General features: G+C 72.2%; 12 protein-coding genes. 7 read left to right on the plus strand and 5 right to left on the minus strand.

From position 1 onward, the window contains the following. From sucB to RWK90_RS17140, 4 genes are all read left to right on the plus strand, one after another. Positions 1-1,237, plus strand: a 1,237-nt coding sequence (gene sucB, locus RWK90_RS17125; protein ID WP_314038839.1) for a 2-oxoglutarate dehydrogenase, E2 component, dihydrolipoamide succinyltransferase, incomplete at its 5' end; no start/stop codon positions are given. 125 nt (positions 1,238-1,362) lie between these two features. Next, positions 1,363-2,043 carry a lipoyl(octanoyl) transferase LipB gene (lipB, locus tag RWK90_RS17130; RefSeq protein WP_314038840.1) on the plus strand — a complete coding sequence of 227 codons (681 nt, stop codon included), beginning with the start codon at positions 1,363-1,365 and terminating at the stop codon, positions 2,041-2,043. A 21-nt stretch (positions 2,044-2,064) separates the two neighbouring features. Continuing rightward, entirely contained in the window at positions 2,065-3,081 is a 1,017-nt protein-coding gene (gene lipA / locus RWK90_RS17135) for a lipoyl synthase (RefSeq protein ID WP_314038841.1), read from the plus strand. Positions 3,082-3,212: 131 nt separating this feature from the next. Further along, the gene (locus RWK90_RS17140) at positions 3,213-3,968 is read left to right on the plus strand and encodes a DUF4191 domain-containing protein (protein WP_314038842.1); all 756 of its coding nucleotides are present in this window, start codon (positions 3,213-3,215) and stop codon (positions 3,966-3,968) included. A 74-nt stretch (positions 3,969-4,042) separates the two neighbouring features. Here the strand turns inward: RWK90_RS17140 and RWK90_RS17145 are convergent, their stop codons facing one another. Beyond that, positions 4,043-4,528 (minus strand): RDD family protein, encoded by a 486-nt coding sequence (locus RWK90_RS17145; RefSeq protein ID WP_314038843.1) that lies wholly within the window; start codon positions 4,526-4,528, stop codon positions 4,043-4,045. Positions 4,529-4,750: 222 nt separating this feature from the next. On the opposite strand from RWK90_RS17145, the gene glnA reads away from it, so the two are divergent. The 3 genes from glnA to RWK90_RS17160 all read left to right on the plus strand — a co-directional run bounded on the left by glnA (position 4,751) and on the right by RWK90_RS17160 (position 7,627). After that, on the plus strand, positions 4,751-6,184 hold the full coding sequence (gene glnA / locus RWK90_RS17150) for a type I glutamate--ammonia ligase (RefSeq protein ID WP_314038844.1): 1,434 nt from the start codon (positions 4,751-4,753) through the stop codon (positions 6,182-6,184). Positions 6,185-6,339: 155 nt separating this feature from the next. Next, on the plus strand, positions 6,340-6,750 hold the full coding sequence (locus tag RWK90_RS17155; protein WP_314038845.1) for a hypothetical protein: 411 nt from the start codon (positions 6,340-6,342) through the stop codon (positions 6,748-6,750). 46 nt (positions 6,751-6,796) lie between these two features. After that, positions 6,797-7,627 carry a DUF1206 domain-containing protein gene (locus RWK90_RS17160; RefSeq protein ID WP_314038846.1) on the plus strand — a complete coding sequence of 277 codons (831 nt, stop codon included), beginning with the start codon at positions 6,797-6,799 and terminating at the stop codon, positions 7,625-7,627. 37 nt (positions 7,628-7,664) lie between these two features. Here the strand turns inward: RWK90_RS17160 and RWK90_RS17165 are convergent, their stop codons facing one another. The 4 genes from RWK90_RS17165 to RWK90_RS17180 all read right to left on the minus strand — a co-directional run. Next, positions 7,665-8,222, minus strand: coding sequence for a DUF732 domain-containing protein (locus RWK90_RS17165; protein ID WP_314038847.1), 558 nt, complete (start codon positions 8,220-8,222; stop codon positions 7,665-7,667). 15 nt (positions 8,223-8,237) lie between these two features. Further along, positions 8,238-9,209 (minus strand): endonuclease/exonuclease/phosphatase family protein, encoded by a 972-nt coding sequence (locus tag RWK90_RS17170; RefSeq protein ID WP_314038848.1) that lies wholly within the window; start codon positions 9,207-9,209, stop codon positions 8,238-8,240. Continuing rightward, positions 9,206-9,562, minus strand: a complete 357-nt coding sequence (locus RWK90_RS17175) for a hypothetical protein (RefSeq protein ID WP_314038849.1) — start codon at positions 9,560-9,562, stop codon at positions 9,206-9,208. The genes RWK90_RS17170 and RWK90_RS17175 overlap by 4 nt, the downstream gene beginning before the upstream one ends. A gap of 76 nt (positions 9,563-9,638) precedes the next feature. Beyond that, positions 9,639-10,631: DUF294 nucleotidyltransferase-like domain-containing protein (locus RWK90_RS17180; protein WP_314038850.1), on the minus strand; the 993-nt coding region annotated here is incomplete at its 5' end.

The following is a 10,631-nucleotide window of genomic DNA, read 5'->3' on the forward strand; positions in this document are numbered from 1 at the left end:
GGTCGGCGCCACCCTCGCCGTCATCGGCGACGGCTCCGGCGACGCCGACGACGCCGACGACGAGCAGACGCCGGAGGAGCAGAACGCGACCGACGCCAAGGACGCGGACGTCGACGCCGCCGGCGAGGACGAGGTCCCCGAGGACACGCCCGCGCAGGAGACCAAGTCGGCTGCCAAGGCCGAGAAGAAGGCCGACAAGAAGGCCGACAAGAAGGCGCCGAAGAAGGCCTCCACCGACGAGTCGACCGACTCGGTGCCGAAGCGGGCCGAGCCCGCCGCGGCGGCAAAGGCCGGCACCTCGCCGTACGTCACCCCGCTGGTGCGCAAGCTCGCGCAGGAGCACGGCGTGGACCTCGACTCGGTCAAGGGCACCGGCATCGGTGGCCGGATCCGCAAGCAGGACGTCCTGGCGGCGGCCGAGGGAGCCGGGTCCGACTCCGGTTCCGAGGCGCCGGCGCAGGCGAAGGCCCCCGCCGGCGGCCCGTCGACGGCCGGTGTGCGGCCCGAGCTCGCCGAGCTGCGCGGGACCACCAAGAAGGCCAACCGGATCCGCAAGATCACGGCGCAGAAGACCCGCGAGTCCCTGCAGTCCACGGCCCAGCTCACGCAGGTCTTCGAGGTGGACATGACCCGCGTCGCGCAGTTGCGCTCGCAGGTCAAGGAGCAGTTCGCCGACACGCACGGCGTCAAGCTCACCTACCTGCCGTTCTACGCCAAGGCGGTCGTCGAGGCCCTGGTCTCGCACCCGAACGTCAACGCGTCCTACGACGAGAGCAGCAACGAGATCACCTACCACGGTTCGGTGAACCTCGGCATCGCCGTGGACACCGAGGCGGGCCTGCTCTCACCGGTCATCCACAACGCGCAGGACCTGGACATCCCGGGCCTGGCCAAGGCGATCATCGACATCGCCGAGCGGGCCCGCGCGTCCAAGCTCACCCCGGACGACCTGCAGGGTGGGACGTTCACCATCACCAACATCGGCAGCGAGGGCGCCCTGTTCGACACCCCGATCCTCGTCCCGCCGCAGGCGGCGATGCTGGGCACCGGCGCGATCGTGCGTCGCCCGGTGGTGGACGCGGACGCGGACGGCGAGTCGATCGCCATCCGGTCCATGGGCTTCATCCCCCTGACGTACGACCACCGCCTCGTCGACGGTGCGGACGCGGGCCGTTTCCTCACCACCGTCAAGGACCGCCTGGAGAAGGCCGAGTTCGAGGGCGACCTCGGGCTGTAACCCTCCCGCCGGTTCCGCCGACCACGCGACGGGCGTCCTCCTCCCGGGGAGGGCGCCCGTCGTCGTCGTCGTCCCGGGCACCACCCTCGCGGGCCGCGCGCGCCCGCTCGGCCTACCCTGGTGTCATGTCTCACACCGGTCAGTCCCTGCGCCGCGACCCGGCCGTCGCCCCTGAGGTCCGTCGGCTCGGCACCGTCGAGTACACCCCCACCTGGGACCTCCAGCGCACCCTGGCCGAGGAGCGCGCCGACGGGCGACGCGGGGACACCGTGCTCCTCCTCGAGCACCCCGCCACCTACACCGCTGGCAAGCGCACGGAGCCGTCGGACCGGCCGGTCGACGGCACGCCGGTGGTCGACGTGGACCGCGGCGGCCGCATCACCTGGCACGGGCCCGGTCAGCTCGTCGGTTACCCGATCATCGCCCTGACCGACCCGATCGACGTCGTCGAGTACGTCCGGCGGGTGGAGCAGGCCCTCATCACCACCTGCGCCCGGCTCGGCGTGGAGGCCGGTCGTGTCGACGGCCGCTCGGGCGTGTGGTGCGCGGCCTCGGACGGGCGACCCGAGCGCAAGATCGCCGCCATCGGCATCCGCGTCCAACGCGGGGTGACGATGCACGGCTTCTCCCTCAACTGCGACTGCGACCTGGGCGCGTTCTCCCGGATCGTGCCGTGCGGGATCGTCGACGCCGGCGTCACGTCACTGACCGCCGAACTCGGCCGCACCGTCACCGTGTCCGACGTTCTCGATCAGGTCACCTCCGACTTGGTGGAGGCCCTCGACGGCCGACTGCCCGTGGCGTGAAGCACGCGTAGTCTTGGTGATGTGACTGTGACTCCCGAGGGCCGCAAGCTTCTGCGCATCGAGGCCCGCAACGCCGAGACCCCCATCGAACGCAAGCCGTCGTGGATCCGTACCCGGGCCACGATGGGCCCCGAGTACAAGGAACTCAAGGGCCTCGTGCGGGGTGGCGGTCTGCACACGGTGTGCGAGGAGGCCGGGTGCCCCAACATCTACGAGTGCTGGGAGGACCGGGAGGCCACGTTCCTCATCGGCGGGGAGCAGTGCACCCGACGCTGTGACTTCTGCCAGATCGACACCGGCAAGCCCTCCGCGCTCGACCGAGACGAGCCGCGGCGCGTGGCCGAGTCCGTCCGCGAGATGGGCCTGCGGTATTCCACCATCACCGGCGTCGCGCGGGACGATCTCGAGGACGGCGGCGCGTGGCTCTACGCGGAGACCGTCCGAAAGATCCACGAGCTCAACCCCAACACGGGGGTGGAGAACCTCATCCCGGACTTCAACGGCAACCCCGACCAGCTGGCCGAGGTCTTCGAGTCGCGCCCCGAGGTGCTCGCCCACAACCTCGAGACCGTGCCCCGCATCTTCAAGCGGATCCGGCCCGCGTTCCGGTTCGAGCGTTCCCTCGACGTGATCCGCGCCGCCCGCGACTTCGGTCTGGTGACCAAGTCCAACCTCATCCTCGGCATGGGCGAGACCACCGAGGAGATCGTCGACGCCATGAAGGACCTGCACTCCGCCGGCTGCGACATCATCACCATCACGCAGTACCTGCGTCCCACCCCGCGCCACCACCCCATCGACCGGTGGGTCAAGCCCGAGGAGTTCGTGGAGCTGTCCGACCAGGCGCGCGAGATTGGGTTCGCCGGCGTCATGGCCGGGCCGCTCGTCCGCTCGTCCTACCGTGCCGGCCGCCTGTACGTCCAGGCCCTCGAGCACCGCGGCCAGGAGGTGCCCGAGCACCTGCGCCAGCTCACCTCGGAGGGTTCGGCCTCACAGGAGGCCTCCAGCGTCCTGGCCCGCGAGGCCGCACGCGCCTGACCCCCTGCGCGTCGGCGGCCGCGACGCGGGACGCCCGACGCGCGGGTCCGCCCGCCGCCCTCCCCCGTCACCCGCGGGGCGAGGGCGGCGCGGTTCTCTGACCGCGACCGGGGCCACGTATCCTGAGGGGCATGGCGAAGAGCGAGGTCAGCAAGGCGGACAAGAAGGCGGCCCGGGCCGCGAGGCGGGCGGCGGGCAGGGAGCAGCGCGGCCAGATGTGGCAGGCGCTGAAGATCCAGTCCAAGCAGGACAAGCTGCTGTGGCCGCTGATGATCGGCGCCGTCGTGCTCGCCACGGTCGTCTTCTTCCTCCTCGGCACCCTCTGGGGCGGCGAGTGGTGGATGCTGCCGCTGGGCATCCTGGTGGGCCTCATGCTCGCCATGGTCGTCTTCACCCGGCGCGTGCAGAACACCGTGTACGGCAAGGCCGAGGGCCAGCCCGGGGCGGCCGCCTGGGCACTGGACCAGCTGCGCTCGGGCTGGCGGGTCAACCAGGCCGTCGCAGCGACCACCAGCTTCGACGCCGTGCACCGGGTGGTCGGCCGCTGCGGCATCGTGCTCGTGGGCGAGGGCCAGCCGCACCGCCTCAAGCCGCTCATGACGCAGGAGAAGAAGAAGGTCGCCCGTGTCGTGGGCGACACCCCGATCTACGAACTGATCGTGGGCGACGAGACCGACGCCACCCCCGAGCAGGTGCCGCTGCGCAAGCTCAACCGGCGCCTCACCCGCTACCCGATGAACATCAGCCGCGCCAAGGTCGACGCCCTGGACACCCGCCTGCGGGCCCTGAGCACCAAGACCGGCGTGCAGAACCAGATGCCCAAGGGACCGGTCCCCCAGGGCGCGAAGGTCCGCAACATCCAGCGCAGCGCCCGCCGCCGCGGCTGACCGGGGCCGCCGGGGCGCGCCCGGGCGGCGCCCAGGCGGGCGCGTCCCGGCCGGGGATGGTCAGCGGGAGCCGGTCAGCGCGTCCGGATGAGGGCCGTGCCGGTGGCGCGGTCGTGCATGCCGCGGCCGTCCTCGTCCTGGATCAGCGGGGGCAGCAGGAAGAAGATGAACACCACCCGCACCAGGGAGCGGACGAACCCGACGCGCTCCTCCGCGTCCACCCGCGCGGTACCGATGCCGAGAACCGCCTGACCGGGCGTCTGGGCGAACAGCCACACGCAGACCACGCCGATCACACCCCACACCAGCGGCACCGCCCAGCTCGACACCGAGGCGAACGAGTCCCCGCCCAACGCGCCGGGCCCGCCCACCGTCACGATCGCCGCGACCAGACCGTAGGCCAGGAACCAGTCCACGACGAGGGCTCCGAACCGCACCCCCAGCGAGGCCATCGAGCCGGGGCCGGACTCCGGTAGGCCGAGGTTCTCGCCCTTGAACCTCTGCTCCGGCCCGCTGCCGGACGTGGGCCCGGACAGCCATGATCCCGCTACGTCACGCATAGAGCCAGGGTAGCCCGGCGACCTGCTGTTCCCCATGTCGGCGATCGGGCGCCCCACGCGACTAGGCTTGCCCCATTGGGAGGGACGCGAACCCGGTCGCCTCATGTAACACCGGCGAAACATTCGCTTGACGGCCGGGCAACACCTCGCCCATATCGTGAGGTCAACGCACGACAGGGGACACCGGTCGCCTGTCGCACTTGAAGAGACGAGGAGCGAATCGTGGCATTCTCCACTCCGGACGAGGTCATCAAGTTCATCAAGGACGAGGGCGTCGAGTACGTCGACATCCGGTTCACCGACCTGCCGGGCAACGAACAGCACTTCACGATCGCCGCAGCGGCGTTCGACGAGGACGTGTTCGAGGACGGCCTGGCGTTCGACGGCTCCTCCATCCGGGGCTTCCAGTCGATCCACGAGTCGGACATGATGCTCCTTCCGGACGTGGCCACGGCCCGCCTGGACCCCTTCCGCCGGGCCAAGACGCTCAACGTGAGCTGCTTCGTCCACGACCCGTTCACCCGTGAGGCCTACAGCCGCGACCCGCGCAACGTCGCCCGCAAGGCCGAGGAGTACCTGGTCTCCACCGGCATCGCCGACACGTGCTTCTTCGGCGCCGAGGCCGAGTTCTTCATCTTCGACTCCGTCCGCTACGGCTCCGGCACCAACCACGGCTTCTACGAGGTCGACTCGAGCGCCGGCCACTGGAACAGCGGCGTCGGGACCGAGGCCGACGGCTCCCCCAACCTCGGGTACAAGGTCCGCGAGAAGGGCGGGTACTTCCCCGTCGCCCCGTACGACCACTTCGTCGACCTGCGCGACGAGATGTCCACCAACCTCACCAACGCCGGCTTCGAGCTCGAGCGCTTCCACCACGAGGTCGCCGGCGCCCAGCAGGAGATCAACTACAAGTTCAACACCCTGCTCCGGGCGGCGGACGACGTCCAGCTGTTCAAGTACATCGTCAAGAACACCGCGTGGAAGAACGGCAAGTCCGCGACCTTCATGCCCAAGCCCCTCTTCGGCGACAACGGCTCGGGCATGCACGCCCACCAGTCGCTGTGGAAGGACGGCCAGCCGCTGTTCCACGACGAGTCCGGCTACGCCGGCCTGTCGGACATCGCCCGCTACTACATCGGCGGCATCCTGCACCACGCGCCGTCGCTGCTGGCGTTCACCAACCCGACCATCAACTCGTACCACCGGCTCGTGCCCGGCTACGAGGCGCCGATCAACCTCGTGTACTCGCAGCGCAACCGCTCGGCCTGTGTCCGTATCCCGATCACGGGCAACAACCCCAAGGCCAAGCGCATCGAGTTCCGCTGCCCCGACTCCTCGGGCAACCCGTACTTCGCGTTCGCCGCGATGATGATGGCCGGCCTGGACGGCGTGAAGAACAAGATCGAGCCGATGGCGCCGGTCGACAAGGACCTCTACGAGCTGCCGCCGGAGGAGGCCGCGGACATCCCGCAGGCGCCCACCTCCCTGCCCGCGGTGATCGACCGCCTCGAGCAGGACCACGAGTACCTCACCGAGGGTGGCGTGTTCACCGAGGACCTCATCGAGAACTGGATCTCGTACAAGCGGGAGAAGGAGATCGCGCCGGTCAACCTGCGGCCGCACCCGCACGAGTTCGAGCTCTACTACGACTGCTGATCGCGCGGCGCGACACAGCGCCGCACCGCCGGGCCCGTAGCCCCGGAAACCCGAAACGCCCCGGCCCCACGGCCGGGGCGTTTACGGTTGTGCCAGGTAGCACTGGTCGCCCGGAGCACCACCGGGCGGTGGGCCGGGAAGGAGCCGGGATCACCATGGACAGCGACGCATTCGACTTCCGCAGCGCCTCCCCGCGGGCCAGACCCCTCAAGGTGGTCGCCGCCGCCCTCGACCCCGAGCACGACCCCGACGCGGACAGCGAGGGCCGGGGCTACCCGGTCCTGCTCAAGCTCTCGCGGGTGCTCGACCCCGAGGAGGCCCGCCTCATCCTCGAACGCAACCCCTTCCTCCACGCCACCGCCGGCTCCCGCAAGCTCATCGCCATGGACACCTCCGTCGAGACCCTCCGCGAGCAGAAGGACCGCCTGCAACTGCTGCTCGCCGAGGTCGAGGCCGACGCCCTGGCCGAGCAGGCGCGACGCCGGATGGAGGAACACCGCGCGGCCGAACTGCGCGTGGCGGAGCTCCGGCGCCGCAACGAGGTCCTCGGCGAGATCGAGTGGTGACCGCCGACCGGATGGGAAGCGGCCGCCCGCGTGGGAGAATCCGTCCATGAGATCGCCGCTGCGTTCCAGCTCCGTCCCCGGCACCGCACGGTCCGCGTCCGGGGCCGCCCGGTCCGCCGTGGACCACCCGGCGCTGGAATGGCTGGCCCGCGCCGGCTTCGTCATGAACGGCGTCGTCCACCTGCTCATCGGCTGGATCGCCGTGCGGATCGCCCTGGGCTCCGGCGGCGGCGAGGCCTCCAACTCCGGCGCGCTCGCCCAGATCGCCTCGGCCCCCGGCGGCCAGGTGATGCTCTGGGCTGGTGCCGCGGCGTTCATCGCGCTGGGCCTGTGGCAGGTCACCGAGCTGATCGTGGGCTCGGAGGAGGCCTCCGACCGGCTCAAGGCCGGCGCGAAGGCGGCCGTCTACGTGGCGCTGGGGCTGACCACCGCCCGGTTCGCCTCCGGCGGCGGCGGGTCGGACTCGCAGACCGCGTCCGGCGCCACGGCGGGACTGCTGGGTTCGGGCGCCGGCAAGGTCGCGCTGGTGATCGTGGGGCTCGTCCTGCTCGGCGTGGGCGGCTATCACGTGTACAAGGGCGCGACCGCGAAGTTCGTCGAGGACCTCGAACGCACCGGCCGCGGCCGGGTCGGCCGCGCGGTGATCATCGCGGGGCGGGTGGGGTACGTCGCCAAGGGCGTCGCGCTGGCGATCGTCGGCGGGCTCGTGATCGCCGCGGTCGTCAAGGCGGATCCGGAGAAGGCCGGCGGGCTGGACGCCGCCCTGCGCACGGTCGGCGAACAGCCCTTCGGACAGGTGCTCCTCGTCCTCACCGGCGCGGGCATCGCCCTGTTCGGTCTCTACTCGATCGCGCGGGCCCGGTTCGCCCGCATGTGACCCCCGCGGACGGCGCCCCGCCACCGGGCGGCCGGGCTCAGCCGAGCTTGGGGAAGTTCTGCGGGCAGTACGTACCCACCGCGGCGCCCAGGAAGAAGCCCTGGCCGTCGGGATCCAACCCGGCACGCTCGCCGAGCCAGCCGGACACCTCGTCCATCTGCTGACCGCCGTCGAAACGGCCGCACGCCTCCGTGGCCGTGGCCACCGGATCCATCCCCTCGGGCAACGTCACCCCGCGACGCTCGAGCAGGGCGGCGAAGTCCCCGGCGCCCGGTGCGGGCGGGGCGGGCTCGGCCGGCGGGGCGTCGGACGGCGCGGGCGCGGCGTCCTCGGGCGGGGGCAGGGGCTCCGGCTCGCCGGGCATCGGCTCGGGTTGCGGGGACTGCGGCGGGGGCGGTGGGACGGGCCCGGTCGGCTTCTCCGGCCGCTCCTCGGCGAACGGCGTGGCGGACGTCGACGCCGTGGGCTCCGCGGACACCTCCGGGGCCTCCCCCTCGACCGTGGCCCCGCCGCAGCCCGCGAGGACGGCCAACAGGACCGCGCCCGTGGCGGCGACGGCGGCCCCGGGCCCGGTCGCGCGCGAACGTGAACTCATGGTGCGCATGGTAGGTCACGCACCCGCCGGAGCGGGCAGACGCACCGTGGCGAGCACGCCCCGGTGATCGGTCCGGTCCACCTCGACGGTGCTGGTCCGGCCCACCGCGAGGGCCCCACGCGCCAGGACGTGATCGATCCCGATGAGCGGCGGGTACCAGCGGTCCGCCGGCCACGTGGGCACCCAGCCGTCCCGGCCACCCGACACGGAATCGGTGTACCCGAGGTCCCGCAGGTCGCGGAACCGCACGTGATCCCACGTCGCGTTGAAATCACCGCCCACGATCACCGGCGCGGGGCCGGGCAGGCTGCCCAGGTACCACCGGAGGCGATCCGCCTCCTCCACCGCCAGCGCGGCGTCGAACACCGGCGCCACCGGATGCGCGGCCACCACCGTCACCGGACCGCCGGGCCCGGCCATCTCGGTCCGCACCAGGCCCAGACTGAAGCCGGGCACCCGCTCGGGCGGCGAGAGCGGGAACCGCGACCACACCGCCACCCCCTGGGTCGTGGGCGCGGTCGAGGCGGCCTCGTGCGGCAGCAGGCCCGTGAGGCCGGCGGTGCGCAGCGCGTCCGCCGACTCCGGGGTGGTCTCCACCGTCAGGAGCAGGTCCACCCCGCCGGTGCGTACCGCCCGCACCACGTCGTGCGGGGCGGCCCTGCCGTACTCGAGGTTCTGCACCATCACCCGCACGCCGACGCCCTCGTCGTCGTCGGCGTCAACGTTCCGTGCCGGCCCCACCAGCGGCGCGTACTGGACAACGCCCACGCCGACCAGCACGACGGCCACGATCCCCAGAAGTACCGACCGCGCTCGCGCGGCGGCGACCACCGCCACCAGGGAGAACGCCCAGAGCGCGACCGCGAACGACGCGAGCACGGGCACCAGCGCCACCTCCGCGCGGGAGTGGTGCAGCGCCACCCCGGCCGCGGCGACGAGCGCGGCGAGCAGTGCGACGGCCCGGGCGACCGGGCGCCGGCCGCTCAACGCAGGAACTTGCGCAGGTCCCCCAGCGCGGCGATGACGCGGTCCAGGTCGTCACCGTTGCGCACCATCGAGCGCACCGTCTCCGCCACCGACGCCACCGTCGGGGTGGACGGCACGGCGGACGACCCGACCGGCTCGCCCACGAGGGCACCGGACGCCGCACGCGCCGCGCCCGGTCGGCGGCGATCCGGGCCCAGCTCCACCTCGAAGCGGTCGCCCTTCTCGTCGGAGCCGATGCAGCGGACCCGCTCGTCGGCCGGCACACCGGCCGCACGCACGGCGTCGACGAACTCGTACAACTCCCCGTACGTCACGCCGTCGAGGGTGAGGGTGAGATTCATGGTCACAGGCATGTGCCCAGGTTATCGGCGCCACCGGGCCGGTACATCGGGGACGACCCCCATCCGCACCCCGAACCCGACCCGCGCGTCAGTCCTCACCCCAGAACACGCGGTCCACCGCGCGGCGACCGTGGCGGGTCACCCGCAGGTACTCGTTGAGGAACTCCGCACCGTCGGCGGAGCCCGTGCAGATCATCGCCACCGCCGCGAGGATCTTGCCCTGACCCGGAAGCTGGTCCACCGCCTTCCCGCGCGCCAGGACCAGCGCGTTGCGGGCGTGCCCGGCCATGAGCCACGACTGGACCAACGCGTCGCGCTCGCCCTCCGACAGCAGCTCCGCCGAGGCGGCCGCGTCGAGGGCCTCCAGCGTGGAGGTGGTGTGCAGACCCGGCACCCGCGCGGCGTGCTGCATGGTGAGCAGCTGGGCGCACCACTCGACGTCCGCGAGGCCGCCGCGTCCGAGCTTGGTGTGGGTGGCCGGGTCCGCGCCCCGCGGCAGCCGCTCCGAGTCGATCCGCGCCTTCATCCGCCGGATCTCCTGCACGACCTTCGGCGGTACGCCGTCCTCCGGGTAGCGGAACACGTCGATCATGTGGAGGAAGTCCAGGCCCAGCCCGCGGTCGCCCGCCGCGAACGACGCGCGCAGCAGCGCCTGCAGCTCCCAGGTCTCCGCCCACGTGGAGTAGTAGGCGCGGTAGGACGCCAGGGTCCGGACCAGGGGGCCGTTGCGCCCCTCGGGGCGCAGGTCGGCGTCCAGGTCCAGGGGAGGATCCGACGACGGCGAGGACAGCAGCCTCCCCACCCGTTCGGCCACCTGCGTGGCCCACCGGACCGCCTCCGGGTCGTCGGTCCCGGCGGTGGGCTCGCACACGATCATCACGTCCGCGTCCGACCCGTAGGACAGCTCGTCCCCGCCGAGCCGACCCATGCCGATGTAGGCGATGCGGGCCGGCGGGCTCCCGCCCTCGGGCATCATGTCGCGGATCACCGCCGCCAGCGCCGCCTCGAGGACCGCACGCCACACCGCGGACAGCCGCCGGCCCACGTCCGGCACGGAGATCATGCCCAGCACGTCCGCCGC

Origin of the sequence: Dietzia sp. CH92 (assembly GCF_032248695.1) — a bacterium.
Classification (GTDB): Bacteria; Actinomycetota; Actinomycetes; order Mycobacteriales; family Mycobacteriaceae; genus Dietzia.